Annotated in this window: 14 protein-coding genes and 1 tRNA gene; 8 read left to right on the forward strand and 7 right to left on the reverse strand. The window is 43.8% G+C overall.

Translation table 11 applies throughout. The annotated features are described in order from the left end of the window. Window positions 1–136: 136 nt before the first annotated feature. The 3 genes from HXT51_RS04925 to tgt form a co-directional block, all read right to left on the reverse strand. On the reverse strand, window positions 137–2,395 hold the full coding sequence (locus tag HXT51_RS04925) for a HelD family protein (protein ID WP_421776302.1): 2,259 nt from the start codon (window positions 2,393–2,395) through the stop codon (window positions 137–139). 320 nt (window positions 2,396–2,715) lie between these two features. Beyond that, window positions 2,716–2,798, reverse strand: a tRNA-Leu gene (locus HXT51_RS04930). Between the two features lie 247 nt (window positions 2,799–3,045). Continuing rightward, on the reverse strand, window positions 3,046–4,359 hold the full coding sequence (gene tgt / locus HXT51_RS04935) for a tRNA guanosine(34) transglycosylase Tgt (protein ID WP_103085077.1): 1,314 nt from the start codon (window positions 4,357–4,359) through the stop codon (window positions 3,046–3,048). A 231-nt stretch (window positions 4,360–4,590) separates the two neighbouring features. Here tgt and HXT51_RS04940 point away from each other — a divergent pair, with 231 nt between their 5' ends. After that, window positions 4,591–6,699, forward strand: a complete 2,109-nt coding sequence (locus HXT51_RS04940) for a S1C family serine protease (protein ID WP_421776303.1) — start codon at window positions 4,591–4,593, stop codon at window positions 6,697–6,699. Window positions 6,700–6,889: 190 nt separating this feature from the next. After that, window positions 6,890–7,600 (forward strand): nitroreductase family protein, encoded by a 711-nt coding sequence (locus HXT51_RS04945; protein WP_421776304.1) that lies wholly within the window; start codon window positions 6,890–6,892, stop codon window positions 7,598–7,600. Here the strand turns inward: HXT51_RS04945 and HXT51_RS04950 are convergent. After that, window positions 7,592–9,457, reverse strand: a complete 1,866-nt coding sequence (locus tag HXT51_RS04950) for an ABC transporter ATP-binding protein (protein WP_421776305.1) — start codon at window positions 9,455–9,457, stop codon at window positions 7,592–7,594. The genes HXT51_RS04945 and HXT51_RS04950 overlap by 9 nt on opposite strands. Window positions 9,458–9,587: 130 nt before the next feature. Beyond that, window positions 9,588–10,583, reverse strand: coding sequence for a 23S rRNA (guanosine(2251)-2'-O)-methyltransferase RlmB (rlmB, locus tag HXT51_RS04955; RefSeq protein ID WP_421776306.1), 996 nt, complete (start codon window positions 10,581–10,583; stop codon window positions 9,588–9,590). 228 nt (window positions 10,584–10,811) lie between these two features. Between rlmB and HXT51_RS04960 the strand changes: the two genes are divergently transcribed. Together HXT51_RS04960 and dcd are read left to right on the forward strand one after the other, a co-directional pair. Next, complete coding sequence (locus HXT51_RS04960; RefSeq protein ID WP_421776307.1) at window positions 10,812–13,802, forward strand: cation-translocating P-type ATPase; 2,991 nt, start codon at window positions 10,812–10,814, stop codon at window positions 13,800–13,802. Window positions 13,803–14,212: 410 nt separating this feature from the next. Continuing rightward, entirely contained in the window at window positions 14,213–14,794 is a 582-nt protein-coding gene (gene dcd / locus HXT51_RS04965) for a dCTP deaminase (RefSeq protein WP_421776308.1), read from the forward strand. A 643-nt stretch (window positions 14,795–15,437) separates the two neighbouring features. Here dcd and HXT51_RS04970 read toward each other — a convergent pair. Together HXT51_RS04970 and HXT51_RS04975 are read right to left on the reverse strand one after the other, a co-directional pair. Continuing rightward, the gene (locus HXT51_RS04970; protein WP_421776309.1) at window positions 15,438–15,899 is read right to left on the reverse strand and encodes a nucleoside deaminase; all 462 of its coding nucleotides are present in this window, start codon (window positions 15,897–15,899) and stop codon (window positions 15,438–15,440) included. Between the two features lie 75 nt (window positions 15,900–15,974). After that, window positions 15,975–16,745: an alpha/beta hydrolase gene (locus HXT51_RS04975; protein WP_421776310.1), complete on the reverse strand. Its 771-nt coding sequence runs from the start codon at window positions 16,743–16,745 to the stop codon at window positions 15,975–15,977. A 290-nt stretch (window positions 16,746–17,035) separates the two neighbouring features. Between HXT51_RS04975 and HXT51_RS04980 the strand changes: the two genes are divergently transcribed. From HXT51_RS04980 to HXT51_RS04995, 4 genes are all read left to right on the forward strand, one after another. Continuing rightward, window positions 17,036–18,004: a ketopantoate reductase family protein gene (locus HXT51_RS04980; protein ID WP_421776311.1), complete on the forward strand. Its 969-nt coding sequence runs from the start codon at window positions 17,036–17,038 to the stop codon at window positions 18,002–18,004. A gap of 201 nt (window positions 18,005–18,205) precedes the next feature. Next, the gene (locus HXT51_RS04985) at window positions 18,206–18,517 is read left to right on the forward strand and encodes a prevent-host-death family protein (protein ID WP_415706411.1); all 312 of its coding nucleotides are present in this window, start codon (window positions 18,206–18,208) and stop codon (window positions 18,515–18,517) included. Next, window positions 18,507–18,887 carry a type II toxin-antitoxin system YafQ family toxin gene (locus HXT51_RS04990; RefSeq protein ID WP_415706410.1) on the forward strand — a complete coding sequence of 127 codons (381 nt, stop codon included), beginning with the start codon at window positions 18,507–18,509 and terminating at the stop codon, window positions 18,885–18,887. Before HXT51_RS04985 ends, HXT51_RS04990 begins: the two co-directional genes overlap by 11 nt. Before the next feature lie 48 nt (window positions 18,888–18,935). Beyond that, window positions 18,936–20,882, forward strand: coding sequence for an alpha-glucosidase (locus HXT51_RS04995; RefSeq protein WP_421776312.1), 1,947 nt, complete (start codon window positions 18,936–18,938; stop codon window positions 20,880–20,882). The last annotated feature ends 24 nt before the right edge of the window (window positions 20,883–20,906 follow it).

Below are 20,906 nucleotides of genomic sequence, written 5' to 3' on the forward strand. Positions count from 1 at the left end.
AGTCCACAAAATCAAGAACACCTCCCCGATTTTGTTTATCGACACGCCCAATAAGTCCACAAAATCAAGAACCCTTCCCCGATTTTGTGGACTTACAGAGCACTATGCAGCTTTAAGCGTTTGCGATTTGAGAAACTCACCTAAGAACAATTAGGCGCTGAGTAGGTCTTGTCATAGCAACATAAACGTCTGCAGCGGCAGTCATTTGCGAAGAAGCTTCATCCTCAATCAACTCAGGCTTAATAAGCACAACAGCGTCATACTCCAAGCCTTTAACATCTTCAGCACTGCACACGCTTACTTGCGCATCGTCATAATGCTCAGAAAGCTGCCTGTTAAGCTGCTCCCATTGCGAACTAGAAATATTGTCCCGAAGCGTATTGTAAACGAGTTCTCGAGTCTTTTTAAGCATCGATTTAGGCGTGATAATCGTCACGCGACCAGTACCGTCATCTGAAACAAACTCGTGGAACAAGTCCACGCAATATTTAGCAAGAGAAGCGTCAAGATCTGAATCATTCGCATAATTTTGCATAACTAAAGAGCCTGGAACAGAACGAACAGCGCTAACGGTTGAAATATACAATCCAGATTTGGTTGCTAAATCGCCAGCGGCTTCAGAAACTTCACGAGGATTACGATAATTTATAGTCAACTCGTACAAATCCCAATTATCCTTGCCGAAAACAGGATTCATACTCGCATGCCATCTATGAGTTCCGCCAAGAGCAGAAGTTTGAGCAACATCGCCAACAATCGTAAACGAGCGCGAAGGACATCTGCGAACAAGCATTCGCCAGTCCATTGGCGTTAATTCTTGAGCCTCGTCCACAACAATATGGCCATAAGTCCATTCGCGATCCGCTGCAGCGCGCTGAGCTGCAATACTTGAATCGCATCCGTTTAAGTTGTCAAGAAGCATGTCTGCAGTTATCAAACCATTGCCGATACCAGCTTGAGCTAAAGTATCTGACGCGATTTGACGCTCGGCTGCAAGTTGCGCTTGTTGAGCTGCATTGCGATTTTCGCCTTTAGGATCCGGGCCAAGCAATTCCATAGCTTCGTCCAAAAGAGGAATATCTGATTTTGTAATAGGACTTCCTTTAGGGCGAGTCAAAGATTGCACTTGTTCGTCTGAAAGCCATGGTGCGGCCGCGCGCAATTGCTGAGGCTTAGAGAATAATTGATCAATAAGCCAAGTGCCGCGCATTGGGAGCCAAGCTAAATTAAGAGTTACGCGAATTTTATCGTCTAAACGCAATTGAGATAGAACGTCGTCAAGCTCTGAATTTTGGGGAACGTAATCTAATTGTTCTATATAACGATTTTTCAGAGCGCTTAGTACTGATTTAACAAAGGTTGTGCGCGCGAGGTTGTGCGGCTGATGAGTGCTTTTAGCATCCGATTGCGCTTGTAAAATATCTTCGCGCGTTAAAGGTATTGCGAAACCGTTTATGCGAACAGTAGGAAGCTCTTTTGGCACGCGAATTCTAGCTTCGATAGCATTCGAAATAGCTAGGTGCATGCGGAACATGCCTTTGAGTTTAGCGACTTGTGGACTATCTTCAGCGGTTGCTTCGATTCCAGGAATAAGATTTGCTATTGTGCGACTTACAACCCCAGTTTCGCCTAAAGATGGCAGAACCTGGTCAATATAACGCAAGAATGCTGTACTTGGACCAACAACTAGCACGCCAGCGTTTTCAAGTTTTCGGCGATGCGTGTAGAGCAAGTATGCTGCGCGGTGCAAAGCGACGGCTGTTTTTCCAGTTCCAGGGCCGCCTTGAACAACAATAGGGCGATTTAACGAAGCGCGAATAATACGATCTTGCTCTGCTTGGATTGTGGCAACAATATCCGTCATTTTGCCGGTTCTGCGCGAGCCAAGGGATGCGAGTAGTGCGCCTTCGCCGGTAAGAGTGCCGCGTTCCGAAGCGTTACTTACTTCATCTGAATTAACGTCGAGCACTTCATCTTCGACTCCAACAACGTCGCGGAAACGAAGCGTGATATGCCTGCGCATAACGATGTCTCCGTGATTAGAAGGCGTGGCTTCATAGAATGGTCGTGCAGCTTCAGCACGCCAGTCAGTTAAAAGCGAATCCAAATTTTTGTCGAGCAAACCCATGCGGCCAATGTAGTGGCGTACTCCTGAAGCACTATCGATGCGTCCGAACACGAGTCGATCTTCTACAGCGCGCAATTGCATAAGGCGATCTTCGTACATAGTTGCAAAAGAGTCGCGTTCTGTACGCTGAGTAGGAGAGCCATGTGAACCTGCTGCTCGAATTGCGTCAAGACGAGTGCGCGCATCTTTGCGTAAGTCATCTAAGCGTTCGTAAGCGCGATTCACATTTCCTTGTTCTTCGCTGATTTGTGAGGAGTACGTAGACATTTTGGTCCGTTCTAGTTGGTATCAATCTGCTATCGTTTGCTTTTTTGTAATTGATTTTGCAAGTTTTATATTACTGATATGCGTTTTGCGAGTTGCGTTTATAACTTTCGCGAGCATATCTTAATGCTTAAAAACTAGGCGTTTAAGTATATCTCGAGGCGTATACGTAATTAATGGGATTTTGTCTACTATAGGATTTTGTCGACTATAAGATTTTGCACATTATTTGTATATTATTTGCACATTTAGCCTATTTTTAAGGTGTAATAACAGGTGAAAAACGTTGATATATCAACTCTCCCCGACGAGACATCACAGAGTGCGAACGGCGGGACTTGAACCCGCACGAGTATACACTCACTGCCACCTGAAGACAGCGCGTCTACCATTCCGCCACGTTCGCATGCAAATCACAAAGCTACCATATTTGCAGCCGTTTATCAAATATTGACACTTGTGTGTTGGCACAAATTTGCTAAACAATGTAACCATACTAGGTAGAGATTCGAGATTTTTCGCAGCGGATGAAGTGTTTCGTTCGCGCGGTCTAAGCGCGCGAACGTCTTCGCTTGCGTTGAAAGCACACCGTGCTTTCAACTTTGAGCAAGCTCAGCGAATCGAAGTGCATTCGCGCGCTACGCTTTAAGCGCTCATGCAAGTCGATTCGCGCATGACCCATTCTCATAATAATGAGCCAACGATTCATCTCTGAACTCTTCAAAGTAACCGTTATCAATCGAATCGCGAATATCGTCAAGCAGCTTCACAAAGAAACGCTCGTTATGGATTGTTGCAAGAGTGTATCCGTTCATCTCTTTAGCGCGAAGCAAATGATTCAGATACATGCGCGAATAATGCGTGCAAGTGTAGCAATCGCAACCCTCTTCGAGAGGACCTTGATCATGCTTGAAATCAGCGCGCTTCACATTGTAGCGACCATGTCTAGTAAAAATCGCACCATTACGTCCGCAACGAGCTGGAGCCACGCAATCAAAAGTGTCGCCGCCGTTTTCTACGCAAGCAAAAATATCATCCACGGCCGCAATACCGAGCACATGACGTGGGCGATTTTCCGGCATAGCATCGCAAATCCAAGCGCAAGTATCGCCAATAATACGTTTTTCAATTGCGCCGCCAATACCGACTCCATCAAAATCAAGAGAAGCGATTTGCTCAGCGGCATGCCTACGCAAATCCTCGTAATTCGCGCCCTGAACAACGCCGTATAACGCTTGATAAGGCTTACCTAAACGCTCCTGCGTTAAACGCTTATGCTCAGCCACGCAACGCTTTGCCCAGCGGAAAGTGCGCTCAACCGACTCCTCTTGATATCGGCGAGTATTCATCAAAGTTGTAAGCTCATCGAATGCAAACATAATATCCGCGCCAAGCTTATGCTGAATTCCCATAGAAATTTCGGCACTAAAACGATGCTTAGCTCCGTTAAGAGGAGATTTAAACGTTACGCCATCCTCATCGACGAATGCCATTCGCTCTTTTCCTTCAGCAATAACATCGTCTGACTTCATGCCCGTAACATCCATAGCTAGTGTTTTCTTAAAACCAGCGCCAAGCGAAAGAACTTGGAATCCGCCGGAATCTGTGAAAGTAGGGCCATCCCAATTCATGAATTTGGCGAGTCCGCCTGCCTCGTCTAAAATATCAGCTCCCGGCCTTTCGTAAAGGTGGAAAGCGTTGGAAAGCATGCATTGTGCGCCTAAATCTTTGATTGTTTCTGGAAGCACGGCTTTCATAGCGGCTTGAGTTGCAACAGGCACAAAAGCAGGCGTATGAATATCCCCGTGAGGCGTGTGAATTACGCCGGTTCGTCCGTATCTTGCGCCGTCACGCCCCTTGCCGTCAGCGCTGTTAGAAAGACGCGTGTGGGAAGTAAAGTAAAATTCGCCCCTGTCTCCAGGCTTACCAGGTTCAGCCCCGCGCGGACATTCAATAAAATTAGTCATATAGCTTACTCTATTACTTTTTAGCGATAACACAGTTAATTTAAAGGATTTGCTCACAAAATTTTCAGCAATTTAATGAATATATATGTATAAAATATAAAAAGCAAGCGAGTAGATGTATAACTTTTGTTTTGCGACTTATAAGTTTAAGATTTTTACGATTTTTACGAATTGTATATGGTTTAACAACGGCTTGGTTTATTATTAGTGAAAGAATTTTAAGGAGTATTAATGGCAGGTGAAATGTACAATAACGGCGAACAAAATCCTGATTTAGGCCAGGGGTATCAGGGCAATCCTGGCAATCCGGTAAATCAAAGTAATCCTGGCAATCCTGGTAATCCGGGCAATCAGGGATATCAGCAGGGATATCAAAGCAATCAGTCCAATCAAAGCAATCAGTCTAATCAGAATGCTCAGGGCTATCAAGAAGAGCAGCCTACTGAGTCGTATAGGCTTGCTCCAAAATATGGCGCTTATAAAATTGGCGAAAACTCAAGCGAAACCGCTTATCCTCCTCAACCTCCTTACAACGGGAATAGCTACAATAATGCTAATAATGCTAGTAATGCTAATAATGCCAATAATGCTAGTAACGCTAATAATGGGCGCGATAATCGCAATGGGCGTAATGGGCAGCAAAATCAAAATTCAGGGATGAAAAATAATTATTTAGGATTTGAGAATCCTTATGCAGATTTTGATGATGATATGGATGCGCAAAATCAGAATACGCAGGCTCAAAATGGCCAGCCAGTAAATACGCAACCTGTTAATACGCAGCCAGTGAACACTCAGCCTGTTAATAATGCTCAGCCTCAAGATGCTCAGCCTGCTCACGAAGTTGTACTAGAGCCGAGTGCTGAACCTCGTACGGCAAAAAATTCACAGTTTGGTACTTCAAAACCTAATTCAGGCAATTCCAATTCAGATGGCTCAAGAGGTCCAAGAGATCCAAGAGACCCAAGGAATCCTCGAGACTCGCGAAATAATCGCAATCGTGGCGCTTCTAATGGAAGTGGAAGCGGAAGTACAGATTACGCCTCGCATATGATTGTGGCCGTAATATCTGCATTTGTTACAGCAATCGTATGCATTGTAGTGACAATGTTTGTTATTAATAACGGATTTATCCAAATACCTCAAGTCGGTTCACTTTCAGGAATTGGCGCATCTAATACCGTTACAGGCGGAAAAGGTAGTGCAATTGTTAAAGGCGGCAATGCTCCTAACTGGGTTAATGTTGCTAAAAATGTTTGCAATTCCGTCGTGTCTATCCAAATGCGCACATCAAAGATGGAAGGAAAAGGCTCCGGTGCGATTGTAGACGCGCAAGGCCATGTTGTGACTAATAATCACGTAGTTGCAGGCGCAGAGCAAATCCAAGTGACATTGGCTAATGGCGAAATTTACAAAGCAGAAGTTGTTGGAACGGATAAAACAACAGACTTGGCTGTTCTAAAAATCGTAAACCCTCCAAGAAATCTTAAGCCTGTGCAATTCGCAAACTCTGATAATTTAGCGGTTGGCGAACCGGTAATGGCAATTGGTAATCCATTAGGCTATGCGAACACTGCAACAGCAGGCATTGTTTCCTCCTTGCATAGGCCTGTTTCTGTGATGGACGATACTTCTCGCTCTGAAATAATTACAGATTCTGTGCAAATCGATGCCGCTATTAATCCTGGTAATTCTGGAGGTCCAACCTTCAATGCTGCTGGTCAAGTTATAGGCATTAATTCTTCTATTGCTGCAGCTTCAAGTAAAGCAAATGTTTCCGGATCTATTGGAATCGGATTTGCTATTCCTTCAAACTTAGCGAAACGAGTTGTAAACGAAATCATTAGCAATGGTTCTGTAAAACACGTGGCGCTCGGAATTATGATCAAGAATTCATTAGTAACTTCCGGTAACGTTAGCCGCGGCGGTGCAGAAATAGTATCTGTAACTCCTGGCACGCCTGCAGCTAAAGCTGGACTTCGCCGTGGAGATAATATAGTTGCATTCAACAATGAGCCAGTTTCCAGCAATTATTCGCTTCTTGGATACGTGCGAGCAACAGCGTTTAATCAGCAGGCAACTATAACTGTTGTGCGTGGCGCAAGAACTATTAAATTGAATGTTCTTTTCAACCAAGAAGAGGCTTCTGTAATGGGAGAAACGCGTAAGGATCCGCATTCACGTAGGCAGCGCGGACGCAATAATAAAGGCGATAATAATTCGAAAAATCCTAAGGATAATAAGCGCGATAAGGATAAGGATGACGATGACGATGATTTGCAGCCTCGCGGTGATAACGATGACGACGGCGGCATTTTTGACCCATTCGGATTCTGGTAAATTACGCGCTAGCGTGCGCTAAGTGTTGATGATAAACGCGCGCTAAGTGTTTGCTAAGAGTAAGTAAAAGTGCGCTAGCTTATGCTGGTTAGTGTTTAAAGTGCGCTAGCTTTTAAGCGAAAACACCCCGAAAGTAGGCTAATATGCTTGCAATCGGGGTGTATTCGTATTTTCGTATAAAATAATACACATGACTTATAAAGATTTTGCAGAATTAGCATCGGCGCGATTCTCCTCACGTGATTTTCTCGACAAACCAATACCTGAAGAAGCGTTAAATTCAATACTTAAAACAGCGTCGAAAGCCCCAAGTTGGAGCAATACGCGAGCATACGCGCTGGCAATTGCACAAGGGGAGCGTAAGAATCGCATCGTAAAAGCATATTTAGAAAAATGCGAAGCTATGCTCAAATCTAAAGATAAATCACTTAGCGAAACAGAACGAGCGAACTTCGCGAATTTTGCTGCGCCTAATGGAGATGTGCCTGTTAGTAAGCCTTATCCAGATGATTTGAAACAACGAAGCGCACAACTCGGCTTAGCGCTGTACTCGCATCTTGGAATAGACAGGCATGATTTTGAAGCGCGAAATGCGCATACAAGAAGGAATTTCGAGGCCTTTGGAGCACCTTTAATAGGATTCGTGCTCGCTCGCAAAGATTTTATGCCTTTTTCTGCGCTTGACGCTGGATTAATGCTACAAACTTTATTCTTAGCTGCAAAAGACTTAGATATCGACTCTTGCCCTCTAGGAGTTCTTGCAACATGGCGAGACCCGTTAGATTCGGAATTCACAGTTCCAGAAAATTACGAGCTTCTAACGGGCTTCGCACTAGGATATTCCAATAATTCTTACGCGAACGAGTTTAGGGCGAATCATCCAGAAATCGAATTATTGTAATTTTTTGATATTATTTTTACGCTCATATACAATAATTTTTCCTTTTGAAATTTTCGATTTCCAGGAAGATTTAGTTTCAGCAATAACACGATCAGTGTAATGATCAATATTGTAATTTAACGAAACAAAGTAATACCAAGGTTTGCTTGATTCCGTAACGAAGAATTCTGGCTCTTTCTTTGCCTTGCAAGCGTTCAACTCGTCGGAGGCTTGATATCGCGAAATCTGCTCATTCGTAATAAACGAGCTATTCTTATAACTGCAATCAATAAGATTCTTTGAGAAATAAGGATTTGCTGTAATAAGCTGCCACGAGTATTGATGAATATCTTCAAATTCCGGAACAATAACATTACCTTGCTTATCGGTTTTTTCGTCTTGATGTAGCCAAGATGTTACGAATCGCTTATTTTCAGCGTGTTTTTGCTTGATAAATTGTGCAAGCGCTCGCGAACCTGAATAGTCGAATCGAATATCGTTAACGCAAGAATACGCGTTCCAAATTAAGCTTGGGGATAATAAGACAATAGTAATGATGGCTGTAATAACGCTAGTGGTGACTTTGCTTCTGGCAGATTCATTGGCAGATTTATTTGTGCCTTTATTTTCAGTTTTGTTTTCAGCTTTATTCGCAGACTTATTCACAACTTTGAATAGCTTAAAAATAATCGCCGGAATATCTTTAGATTCCAGTGGTTTGCACGCAATGCACATCCAAAGCTGAGCTATGAAGAATGCAAAAACGATTCCTGCGTGATGCAAAGTGAAATATTGCGTGGCAACTGCTGCAAAAGTCAAGTAAGGAAGTATCAAAGAAACAAGCATGCCTCTTCGATAAGCGATTCTTACAGCGAAAGCCCATATTAAAATCGAAATAATAACGCAAATAATCGCGGAAGGTGCGCTTAGTGTAAGTCTACGTAAAGAAACATCACCTGCAAATTGAGTGAACATGCTTTCTGATGGCATAACGAAAATAAACGACAAGAATTGCGTAAGAGGAGAATTTCCGTCGAATGTTTCACGTGATGCAAAAGCGTTAGAAGCAGGCCAAATGCAAATAATGCTTGCAATTCCAACTAAAGCAAGGATTATCCAGCTTACTAATCTGTTAGTGTTAGATACTATTTCAGCGAAAGCTTTTTTAATTCCTGCAGATTTTGTAGCTCGCCAAATCCACGCCAAAGCGAAACCTGCTGCTAAAGCAATGCCATACGCGCTGATTGCGCATAAAAGCACAAGACTTAAAGCGAGTTTCCAAGTATCAGAAGGTTTAGAATCAGACTGTTTCCAATAATGCGCAACCATGAACAAAGCCGCGCAAAGAAGAGCATACGGACGCGAAGTAACGCCATATTGGAAGCACAAAAAATACGTAAATGGAAGTAAGAATACAGCCAATTTACTAAAAGGCGCGCGGAAAATAAGCCAACCGCCTAAAAGTGCGACGCATAGAAGCTGCACGCCTTTAAGACCAATTTCGTATGGAATTCCTGTTTTTGCAGGGATTGAAAGAATCAAAGTCCAAAGCGGTGGATGGCCTTCATAATGTGGGCGAAGAGTTAACAAATCAACAAAAGAAGAATCGCGTGCAATAAGCCAACTTTGAGCTTCATCGAACCACGGTTCATGGAAGTACATAACTACTGCGACAACAGCCATGTACGCAATAAAACTAAGCGCGCGCGCATGCTTTACGAGCCATAGTTTATTTGTTGTTTTCGGAGTATTTGTAGTTTTTTGAGTATTCGTATTTGTACTTGTATTTGCGGTTGCATCTGTAGCAATCGTATTAGTAATAGTATTTTCGTTCATAAATGTTTTATTTTCTTCTATAGTATTTTCACTAATATGCATATTTCTATTTAATTATTTCTTTCAAAATTGCGTCAGTACTAAACTTCAGCAAATAAAAGCCCCAACCAAATAAAATCACGCTAACACCGTAACAATACAGTGCAAGCGTGATTTTAGAGTTTGAAAATTTTTAGTTTTGATTCAATGCAGCCAAACGACGAGCATTAGCAACAGCGTACAAGCTAATACCTGCTGCAACTGAAGCGTTAAGAGATTCAACCGCGTTAGAAATTGGGATTCCGGCAATAGCATCGCACGCTTCTCGTGTAAGGCGACTCATTCCCTTACCTTCGGAGCCGAGCACAACAACTAGCGGATCGGTTTCAAAACCAGTTTCTCCAACAAGCTTATCGCCGCCGCCGTCAAGACCAATTGCATACCATCCGCGCTCGCGCAAACCTTGAATTGCCTTATTTAAATTCACAACTCGAGCAACTGGCAAATGAGCTGCAGCGCCGGCAGAAACCTTCCAAGCGGCAGCGGTTACGGAAGCACTTCTACGCTCAGGCAAAATCACGCCATTTGCGCCGAAAGCTGCTGCAGAACGAATAACAGCACCCAAATTTTGAGGATCTGTAACGCCGTCCAAAGCAATAAACAATGGTCGAGCATTAATGCGAGCAGCCAAAGAGTCAGCAGCTTCCATTGCACGCGACTTCTTTTCAGCACGTTCAACCAACTCTTGCAAAGAGTGATACTGGTAAGGCTGAACTTTCAAAATAATACCCTGATGATTCGTGCTATGCGCAATACGATCCATCTCAAGGCGATCCGCTTCAAGCAAACGCAAACCCTGCATGCCTGCTAACTTCACGATTTCGCGCGTGCGATCGTCGTGTTCAATGCGATTAGCAACATACAATTGCGTGCTTGGAACTCCAACTCTTAAAGCCTCTAAAGCAGCATTGCGACCAATTACCAACTCGTCTGAATCGCTACCAAGCTTGTCCACTCGGCGGCGCGCAGCCAAACGCGGATCCGCAAACGTGCGCTTAATAGCAGCTTTCTTAGCAAAATAAGCTTTGTGATACACGCGATCTTCAGCCTTCGGAGTAGGCCCTTTTCCGCGCAAAGCATTGCGATGTTTTCCACCCGACCCCTTGGTCGGTCCTTTTTTCGTAGCCATACTCCTATTCTCACATGCCCCCGAGGCATTGCTATTAATAGCTTTTTGAATCCGGTAAAGTTCGCTGATTCTAAGCTCGGCGCGTTGTATGGCATAATAGAACGGTACTTAATTGTTGCAAACTATTGCAATATTCCACAACCGCGCAATAGTTACAATACGAAGCGCTAAAAATAGCGTTAGCATTGCGATTATTGACTACTCCGCGGCACTCCCAAGGGGGAAGATATGGTTGATCACGCTCTTGATCAATCCAATAAAACGGCTGACACCTCAGCTGATAGCAAAGATCCATCATTGTGTGATGTTCAACAAGTAGCTAAATCGCTTAACGTAGATATTTCATGCGGTTTAAGCTCTGAGGAAGCTGCGAAAAGACTTGATCAATTCGGTCCGAATGCGCTTGCTGCTGCTCCTAAAATTCCAGCATGGAAACGATTCCTTGAACAATTTAAAGATCCGCTCGTTTACTTGCTTATTGCGGCAACTATTATTTCTGCAATCGCGTGGTTTGTTGAGCGCGCACAACATAAAGGAAACAGCGGTGGAGAAATTCTGCCGTTCGATTCAATCGTAATTATCATTATTTTGATTGCAAACGCAGTGCTTGGCTACATTCAAGAGTCGCGAGCAGAAGAAGCAGTCGAAGCTTTAGCTAGGATGAGCGCTCCGCAAACTTCAGTTTTGCGCGATGGCAGCGTTGTACGCATTAATACTTCAGAAGTTGTTCCTGGAGATATTCTTGTGCTTGGCGAAGGCGATGCTGTGTCTGCAGATGGTCGACTTATAGCAGCGGCTTCATTGCGCGTAGCAGAGGCAAGTCTTACAGGCGAATCTGTGGCAGTAAGCAAACGTCCAAATACGCTTTCGTCTGCAAAAGCTTTAGGCGATCGTACAAATATGGTTTTCAACGGAACCGCTGTTACGCAAGGAACTGGCCGCGCTGTAGTTACCTCTACTGGTATGCGCACGCAGGTTGGAAAAATCGCGGATATGCTTTCAAAGTCAGATGACGAAGCAACACCTCTTGAGAAAGAAATGGTACGCGTTTCCAAAGTTCTTGGAATAGCGGTGTGCATTATTGCGGCTGTTGTTCTTGCGTCGATGTGGATTCTTGAAGGATTCCATACTGTCCAAGATATTATTGATTCTTTGCTGCTTTCTGTTTCCCTCGCTGTTGCTGCTGTTCCAGAAGGTTTAGCTGCGATTTTGACAGTAGTTCTGGCTCTTGGCGTGCAACGAATGGTGAAGCATCATGCTGTTGTAAAAAAGCTTTCATCCGTGGAAACACTTGGTTCTGCTTCTGTTATTTGCTCCGATAAAACAGGTACTTTAACTCGAAATGAGATGACTGTTGAGCGCGTAATAACACCTAGCGGCGAAGTTCAGCTTACGGGGAGCGGTTACAAGCCTGAAGGTCGCATGATATTAATTGGTTCTGCGGATGCAGATCTGGCAGTGCCGCAAAATCTTGCTACAGAAGTATTAGGTGCGTTAGGCTCTGGATGCTTAGCTAACGACGGCGATTTGCACTATGACGAAACTGCTAAAAGTTGGCAGCCTGTGGGAGATCCTACAGAAGTTTCGCTAGTAGTAGCAGCTCGTAAAACAAAAGCAGACAAGCGTTACGCTCATTTGACTCGAGTTGCGGAAGTACCTTTTACTTCTGAACGCAAACGTATGTCTGTTGTTGTTAAAGATGGCTCGGATTCTGGAAATCTGATTGTCTGCGCTAAAGGTGCCCCAGACGTGCTGCTTTCTTATTGCACGCGTATTGCAGTAGCTGGTGCCGTGCGTCCGCTTACTGATGGCGATCGCGAAGATATTTTGGCAACTGTTGAACGTCTTTCAGGAGAAGCCTACCGTACGCTTGGAATGGCTTATAGGCCGCTTGGAGTCGATAGTCTTTCAAAAGTTGATGGCATGGTTTCTAACGCTGCAGGTCAAATCGCGGACGTCGCGGAACAAAGTGACGTACTAGAATCTGATTTGATTTGGAACGGCATGGTTGGAATTATTGATCCTCCGCGAATTGAAGTTCGAGATAGTGTAGCTCAAGCTCATCGCGCTGGAATCCGTACTGTTATGATTACAGGCGACCATCCTCTTACGGCTACGCGTATTGCTCGAGATCTTGGAATTATTGGAAAAGATGAGCATGCGCTTACAGGCGACGAACTTGACGATTTGCTCTCACGCGATGACGACAACATTGCTTTTGATGAAGCGATCAGTAAAACTAGCGTGTACGCGCGAGTAGCTCCTGAGCACAAGTTGGCAATCGTTTCTTCGCTTCAACGTCAAGGCAACATTGTTGCTATGACAGGCGATGGCGTGAACGATGCTCCAGCAGTAAAATCTGCCGATATCGGCGTGGCAATGGGTATTACCGGTACAGAAGTAACTAAAGAGTCTGCCAAGATGATTTTGGCTGACGATAACTTCTCTACAATTGTTGCAGCAGTGCGCGAAGGCCGCGGAATTTTCGACAATATTCGTAAATTCTTGCGATACTTGCTTAGCTCTAACGTTGGCGAAGTATTCACTGTTTTTGGTGGCGTTGTTTTCGCTGGAGCGTTGGGAATTACGCAACCAAATTCTGTTGGCGTAACTTTGCCTTTGCTCGCAACGCAGCTTTTGTGGATTAATCTGCTTACGGACGCGGCTCCTGCGCTCGCGATGGGTGTTGATCCGCAAACTGACGATGTAATGGATCGAAAGCCTCGAAAGCTCACGGATAGCGTTATTGACCGACCGATGTGGGGCGATATTGTATTTATCGGCGTGCTGATGGCTGCTATCACTTTGATTGGCATGGATATGCATTTGGCAGGCGGATTATTTACGGATCGTTCTGTTGGAATTATGGATCATGCCGCTCAGCTCACTCACGCTCGCACAATGGGCTTCACCATTCTTGTGTTTGCTCAAATGTTGAATGCTCTTGCATCGCGCTCGCATTTGCAAAGCGTGTTCGTGGGATTGTTTGCAAACCGTTGGCTTTGGGGCGCTATAGGTGTTTCCGTAGTGCTTCAGCTAGCTGTAATCTACATACCATTCCTGAATGAGCCATTTGGCACTGTGCCGCTTGACTGGACTGAATGGTTCGAATGCCTAGGTCTTTCGATGGTTGTGCTAATTGGTTCTGAGCTGCGTAAATGCGTGCTTCGCTTTATTGCTTGGCGTAAATCTGCGCGTGCTTTGACAAAGGCGGCTTAATTTAAGGCGGCTGTTTAATTTAAAGCGACTGCTTAATTTAAGAGGGCTGTTTAATTTAAGGCGGATTTGCGATGTGCAGTAGTAAATCTGTGCAATTAGCAAATCTGGACAGCTAACGTTCTAAACGTGTATGATGTAGCGTGCCTGTAGGATTTCCTATGATTCTACTTTCGTAATTTTACGAAGTTTAATTTATAGGATTTGCCTACAGGTTCATCATGCACGTTTTCGTATTTTTATATTCGTCCCGTTCAATTCTTTACGCATAATCTTTTGTGATTAAGTGCAGACCGCGGCACGCGCTACAATTGTGCATATTGTAATTTTCGCGCAAAATAGGCGTAAAGAATATTTCGTGCGAACAATGAAGTTGCTGATGTATAAGCTTTATCGCAAGGAGATATGACGTTATGCTGTTGTCTGATCGCGACATTCTCAAAGCTCATGACGAGGGTCATATTGATTTGACCCCATGGACCCCACAAATGGTGCAGCCTGCGTCGATTGATGTGCGGCTTGACCGATTCTTCCGTCTGTTTAACAATCACGCTTACACGTATGTAGATCCGGCTGAAAATCAGGGTGAGCTTACAGAACAGTTTGAAGTAGCTCCTGATGAACCTTGGATTTTGCATCCTGGAGAGTTTGCGCTCGGTGCCACGTGGGAGTATGTGAAGCTTGACAATACGATCGCAGCTCGCTTGGAAGGCAAGAGTTCGCTTGGTCGCTTGGGAATTTTAACCCATTCAACAGCCGGATTCATTGATCCTGGTTTTGAAGGACATATTACTTTGGAACTTTCGAACGTCAGTACTTTGCCAGTTAAGCTTTGGCCTGGAATGAAGATTGGGCAAATGTGCTTCTTCCAGTTAAGCTCACCATGCGAAAATCCATACGGTTCGGCTGTTAACGGCTCGCACTATCAAGGTCAGCGTGGCCCAACCCCATCGCGTTCCTATGAGCATTTCTATCGTGCTGATTTAAGCGAATAATTGATTGCTTTAGTTGTTAGCTGGCGATTACATGGTGAAAATGGCAGATTTTTGGAGAAAATCAGCATAAAAACAGAGTTTTCTCAGGTAATTCTCAGGTAATATACGAACATTATTAAGGATTGTGTGTTTTCATAATAGTAGCGAAAAACTTAATGAATTGTTTAGGTTTTTTATTCATATTTTCCTTTCTCTTTTTGAACCCCGGTACGCACAGCCGGGGTTATTTTTTTCTGTGCCTTCTGATGTTTGCTGTACCAAAGATGCTGAGGTTCATTTCGCTCTGGGCGAAAAATCTCAAATCTCTGCCTCGTGAATAGCAAAGCAAGTCGTCGCGCTTATTTGGTGTGTAAGTACACAAATTCGGGGTAGTGTTCTTGGTTTTGTTTACTTATTGGGTGTGTAAGTAAACAAATTCGGGGGAGTGTTCTTGGTTTTGTTTACTTATTGGGTGTGTAAGTAAACAAATTCGGGGGAGTGTTCTTGGTTTTGTTTACTTATTGGGTGTGTAAGTAAACAAATTCGGGGAAGTGTTCTTGGTTTTGTTTACTTGAAGTCAAGTTCTATTCTCTGCGAAAAATCTCAAATCTCTGCCAACTAATAGCAAGGCATACTTCGCAAATAGATATGTATTAATTCACAATTATCGGTGATTTTCGAAAAAGTTTCGCAAGAGTTGAGCGCACTCAGATTCGCATACTGAACCAATAACTTCCGGTCGTGATCCTACATGAGAATCTCGCAAAATATCCCAAACGGATCCGCAAGCTCCGAGCTTTGCATCCCATGCGCCAAAAATTACGCGCTTAAGTCTCGTTTGCAACACAGCTCCAGCGCACATAGGGCAAGGTTCAAGAGTTACTACCAGAGTGCAGTCAGATAGATTCCAAGATTTACGCGAAATCGCAGCAGATTTCATAGCAAGCACTTCAGCATGAGCCAAAGGATCAGCATTCTGCTCTCGCATATTTGCACCTTTGCCAATAACATTGCCATCACCGTCAAGCACAACTGCTCCAACTGGAACTTCGCCTGCAGAAGCAGACTCTCGAGCCAAATCCAAGGCTTGATTCATTGCAAATACTATCTCATCGCGCATATTCATGAAATCACTTTACAAATCACTTTACAAATTAAGGAGTAAACGAAATCGAATAAATCTACATAAACCTAAATAAATTTACATAAGCCCAGAAGAAATATCATGAGTGACGAACCATTTGCGAATATCGCCAATTTCGTTCATGTCAACAGCATGATCCAGTCCGCGATAACGACGCTCTTCAAGCCAAGTGTGCTCTTCAAGCCAAGCTGCAGCAGCCGAAAATTCGTAAGGAGGAATCACGTCATCTTCTAATCCGTAGCCGAAAAATACTGGAGTATTACGATCTGCTAAATCGTCGTCTTTCAAAGCAATTTCAGATGCAGAAGCAGGAGTATTAGGAGCTATAAACCCAGAAAGCGAAACGGCAGCACGGTAGCGCGAAGGATTCAAACGCAAAACATGCACTGCGAGCGCAGCTCCTTGCGAAAAACCAAATGGCACAATCTCACGATTTGTTGGAATATTTTCACGCACCCACTCGTCGATTGAGACAGCAGCAGCATACATGTCGTAATCTAAATCTTCTCGCTGAGGCACAGCATCATGGAACCAACTGTAAGCGCCTTCCGCCAGCTTAAGTGGAGCACGTAAAGCAATTGCATCATTGTATGGTGCCACCACTCGCAACAAATCCAATAAATCTTCCTCATTAGAGCCCCAACCGTGAAGAAGCAAAAGTAGCGGATGCGTTGGATGAGCTGAAGCATTACCTTGCGAATACTGTGCATTTGTAACTTTTAAAGGCTCACCAAAATAACCAGGCACAACATGCGATTCACGACCGATATGCGATTCGTAAGAATTTTTCTCCGCATTATTACCATTTAGTTCATCGCTAATATTCATTTCGTCACCGCCGCTCGTATAAATAGTTGCGTTATAAATCGTTATTTTAATAAATATTTCGTATCACACTATTATGATTTTCTCATTTACAGCATACGACATATGAAAATTAAATTTATAAGAATTTTGACATTCTCCTAAAACTGTGTAATATGCTATAAAAACAAAAAGCAGTCGGCTAATTCAGCAACACTGTTGGTTTGCTGCTTTTTATATATCAGTCGCTTCGACGTAATTCCACTAACATGAATCTCGCCTAAGCACAGTTTTATCTAAAAGGAGGTGTCACTATGAGTGGCATGAAATATGCAATGATCGGTTCGGGAGCTATGGGATATCGCTATGGCGTTTTGTTGCAGGAAACGGCCGGTATTCATGTTGATTTCATTGACGCCTGGGATAAAAATGTGAATAAAGTTCGCGAGCAAGGCGGCGTAATGGTGAGCCGAGATCATGAAAATCGTCATCTTGTGCCAATCAATATGTATACCCCTGAAGAGTATGACGGCAATCCAGATGTGTGGATCGTGTTTATGAAGCAGATGCAGCTTGCGGAAATGTTGGAGCGTTGCAAGCATTTGTTTAAAGAGCATCAGGTTGTGTTTGCTGCAATGAACGGTTGGGGTCATTTTGAAAAGCTTCAGCAATATTTCTCGGATGATCGTATTTACGGCGGTACTGCAATGATTGCAACCGTTTTGAATGGCCCGGGCGATGTTGATTTTATTGGTAAAGTCGGCGTTGGCACAATGAATATGTGCGCGTTGAATGAGCAGGTGAGCGATGTTGAGCTTGCTATGCGAGACGATTTTAAAGCTGCTGGTTTGAATCCTACAATTACGGAAGATTTCAAGGGCACGTGCATGGCTAAGGTGATTTTTAATTCCGTAGTTAACACTTTGTGCACAATGTATCAGATTCAGATGGGTCAGTTTATTTCTTATCCTGGGGCTATGGATATGGCTCGACAGCTTATTAACGAGGCGTACGATGTGTGCGATCGCGCAGGAATTCGTATGGTTAACACGCGTCAGCAGGAGCTGGAGGCTATCGATTACGTGAGCCGCGTGGCAAATCCTTTGCACTATCCTTCTATGTACCAAGATATGAGTCGCGGCCGCGAAACGGAAGTTGATTACATCAACGGATATATTGCGAAACTTGGTCGCGAAAATGATTATGTTTGCCGCACTCACGAGTTCTTAACGCACGGAGTTCATTTGGCGGAACTTGCATTCAAATTGCATAATCAGCAGTGATTTGGAGAGTGGTCTACAATTCGTACCCTGAATGAGAAGGAGGAACGGCTCGTAGTTTTTACTACGGGCCGCTTTTTATAGTACTTTAACTACAATATTTACAAGTATAGTAACTTTCATATATACTTGTAAAAAGTATAGTAAATATACATGTATTAAGTATATGCGTGGATTATCTGTAGAAAAGTTAGGGTAATAGGTATGGTTACAGTCGCTCCAATAAGCACTATGGTTCCTATTAGTGCTTTTAGTAATGGTAAATCTGCACAGGCTTTTGCCAAGGTAAGTTCTGGTATGCCAGTTACGGTTTTAAAAAACAATCAACCAATGTACTTCATTATTGATCGTGAAGATTTTGAGCACTACCAATCGCTTGAGGAACAACTTCAAAAGTATATTGAAGAAGCCATTGAAAATAAAAACAAGGAAGCTCGCAGGCAAGTTCAAAATCGCGAATTCACTCATGAATCACATACTGCTTCTGATATGATGGATTACTTAAATGGTCTGTGAAAAGAGACGTCTTCTTACAATTAAGTCATTTGATAATGACTACAAAAAGATTCGTAAAAAGCATATTGATACTGAAGATTTTCTTGCTGTATTTCAGGCTCTTATAGATAATAATCAACAGCTATTAAAGAGTAAATACCGTGATCATGCTCTTACTGGTAGTTGGAAGGGGTATCGTGAGTTGCATGTGCAGCCAAATTTGCTACTTATTTATTGGGTTGATGGATTGTCTGTTTCTTTGGTTTTGGTAAGAGCGGGGAATCATGATGAATTATTCTCCAATGCTCATACTAATTCCAAAATTATTCGCAAGTATTCTGAGATGGTCAGTAATACTTTAGCGTTGCTTTCAAAATCCAAAGATAATTAAAGTATAGAATTGTAAACGTTATAAATAATCTAAATTAATGGGGATTAAATGACTACTTTTGACCGAGCGAATTTGCCAGAATCCGTGCGCACAAACGGCGCTACGCCAAACCCTTGGTGGGCAAATGCTGTAGTGTATCAGATTTATCCGCGAAGCTTCCAGGATACGAACGGCGACGGAATCGGCGATTTGAAGGGAATCACTTCTCGCCTCGACTATTTGGCTGATTTAGGCGTTGACGTGCTTTGGCTCAGTCCTGTTTACAAGTCCCCACAAGACGATAACGGTTACGATATTTCCGACTATCAGGATATTGATCCGCTTTTCGGAACTTTGGAAGATATGGACGAGCTTTTGGCTGGAGCTCACGAGCGCGGTCTTAAAGTTGTGATGGATTTAGTAGTAAATCACACTTCCGACGAGCACGCTTGGTTCCAGGCTTCAAGAGATGCTTCGAGTGATTACGCGGATTGGTATTGGTGGAGGCCTGCGCGTGAAGGTTGTGTGCCTGGTGAGCCGGGCGCGGAGCCAAATAAGTGGGGCTCGTATTTCGGCGGTTCTGCGTGGACTTACGATTCAAAGCGCGGTGAATACTTCCTTCACCAGTATTCGCCAAAGCAGCCAGATTTGAATTGGGAAAATCCTGCGGTTCGCGCTGCCGTGTACAAGATGATGAATTGGTGGATGGATCGCGGAATTGACGGCTTCCGTATGGATGTGATTACGCAAATTTCCAAGCATGTTGATTCTGAAGGACGCTTGCCGGGCGAGGCTGGTTGTCAGATTGAAGATTTTCCAGCTGGTGCTGACGGGTACTCTTCGCCATTCCCATTCTGCTCAGACGGTCCTCGTTTAGACGAATTCTTGCGTGAGATGCGTGCAAAAGTTTTCGAAGGGAGCGAAGGTTATCTTACTGTTGGCGAAGCTCCTGGAATTTCAGCTCATCGAAACACGTATATTACGGATCCTGCTCACAGTGAACTTGACATGTTGTTCTTGTTTAATCACGTGGATATTGATTGCGAAAACGGTACTAAATGGAATCCTGTGCCGCTTAAGCTTACGGCATTAAAGCGCGTGATGGCTGAGCAGCAGCAAGCTGTTAGTGAGGCTGGTTGGGCGAGCTTGTTCTTTAATAATCACGATCAGCCGCGTGCGCTTTCTCGCTGGGGTAGTGAGTCTAGCGACGAGATGCGAGTTCGCTCCGCTAAGGCGATTGCAATGCTTCTTCACATGCATCGCGGTACTCCTTACGTGTATCAGGGTGAGGAAATCGGTATGACTAACGCGCACTTTACGCGTCTCGAGCAGTATCGCGATTTGGAAGCGTTGAATATGTTTAAGCAGCGCGTAGAAGAAGCGCATATTCAGTCGGCTGAGTCGATGATGGATGCGCTCGCGAAGCGTGGTCGCGACAATTCTCGAACTCCGATGCAGTGGAATGCTTCTAAATATGCGGGATTCATGCCATTTAATATTAGTTCGAAAAATAACGCAGAGCCGTGGATTAGTGTGAACCCTAATTATGTAGACATTAATGCGGCTGAGCAGATGGAAGATTCGGATTCTGTTTACGCTTTTTACAAGTATTTGATTGCGCTTCGTCATTCGGAGCCGATTGTTTCCGCAGGTTCTTGGAATTTGGTTGATGCTGATGACGAGTGCGTGTACGCTTTTGTTCGCGAGCTTAAATCTGATTGCGAAAAGCAGGAGGATTCTGCTGTAGATTCTGCTGATTCCGATTCAGATTCTGCTGAAAAATCTGCTGTAAATCCTTCTGTAGATTCCACAGAGCGCATGCTTGTGATGGTTAATATGACTGAATCTACTGTTCCTATACCTACAGAAAGCGCGCAATTATTGCAGAATCGCACTTTAGACAGATTTACTGAAAATGATGTGCTTCTTGCAACTTATGACGTGAATCACGCGCTTACATCGCTTAAAAATGGCACGCTTTCGCCTTGGGAAGGTATCGCTGTTATTTTGCAATAATCGCTTTGAGATAGTTATTTTGCA

Origin of the sequence: Gardnerella sp. KA00255, from assembly GCF_049244095.1 — a bacterium.
GTDB classification, from domain to species: Bacteria; Actinomycetota; Actinomycetes; order Actinomycetales; family Bifidobacteriaceae; genus Bifidobacterium; species Bifidobacterium vaginale_F.

Excerpts from the sequence above, each read along its gene's own strand:
- HXT51_RS04985 (WP_415706411.1), top strand. The coding sequence starts at position 18,206 with ATGGTTACAGTCGCTCCAATAAGCACTATGGTTCCTATTAGTGCTTTT.
- rlmB (WP_421776306.1), bottom strand. The coding sequence starts at position 10,583 with ATGGCTACGAAAAAAGGACCGACCAAGGGGTCGGGTGGAAAACATCGC.
- HXT51_RS04980 (WP_421776311.1), top strand. The coding sequence starts at position 17,036 with ATGAGTGGCATGAAATATGCAATGATCGGTTCGGGAGCTATGGGATAT.
- HXT51_RS04945 (WP_421776304.1), top strand. The coding sequence starts at position 6,890 with ATGACTTATAAAGATTTTGCAGAATTAGCATCGGCGCGATTCTCCTCA.
- HXT51_RS04975 (WP_421776310.1), bottom strand. The coding sequence starts at position 16,745 with ATGAATATTAGCGATGAACTAAATGGTAATAATGCGGAGAAAAATTCT.
- HXT51_RS04990 (WP_415706410.1), top strand. The coding sequence starts at position 18,507 with ATGGTCTGTGAAAAGAGACGTCTTCTTACAATTAAGTCATTTGATAAT.
- HXT51_RS04950 (WP_421776305.1), bottom strand. The coding sequence starts at position 9,457 with ATGCATATTAGTGAAAATACTATAGAAGAAAATAAAACATTTATGAAC.
- HXT51_RS04940 (WP_421776303.1), top strand. The coding sequence starts at position 4,591 with ATGGCAGGTGAAATGTACAATAACGGCGAACAAAATCCTGATTTAGGC.
- HXT51_RS04925 (WP_421776302.1), bottom strand. The coding sequence starts at position 2,395 with ATGTCTACGTACTCCTCACAAATCAGCGAAGAACAAGGAAATGTGAAT.
- dcd (WP_421776308.1), top strand. The coding sequence starts at position 14,213 with ATGCTGTTGTCTGATCGCGACATTCTCAAAGCTCATGACGAGGGTCAT.
- HXT51_RS04995 (WP_421776312.1), top strand. The coding sequence starts at position 18,936 with ATGACTACTTTTGACCGAGCGAATTTGCCAGAATCCGTGCGCACAAAC.
- HXT51_RS04970 (WP_421776309.1), bottom strand. The coding sequence starts at position 15,899 with ATGAATATGCGCGATGAGATAGTATTTGCAATGAATCAAGCCTTGGAT.
- HXT51_RS04960 (WP_421776307.1), top strand. The coding sequence starts at position 10,812 with ATGGTTGATCACGCTCTTGATCAATCCAATAAAACGGCTGACACCTCA.
- tgt (WP_103085077.1), bottom strand. The coding sequence starts at position 4,359 with ATGACTAATTTTATTGAATGTCCGCGCGGGGCTGAACCTGGTAAGCCT.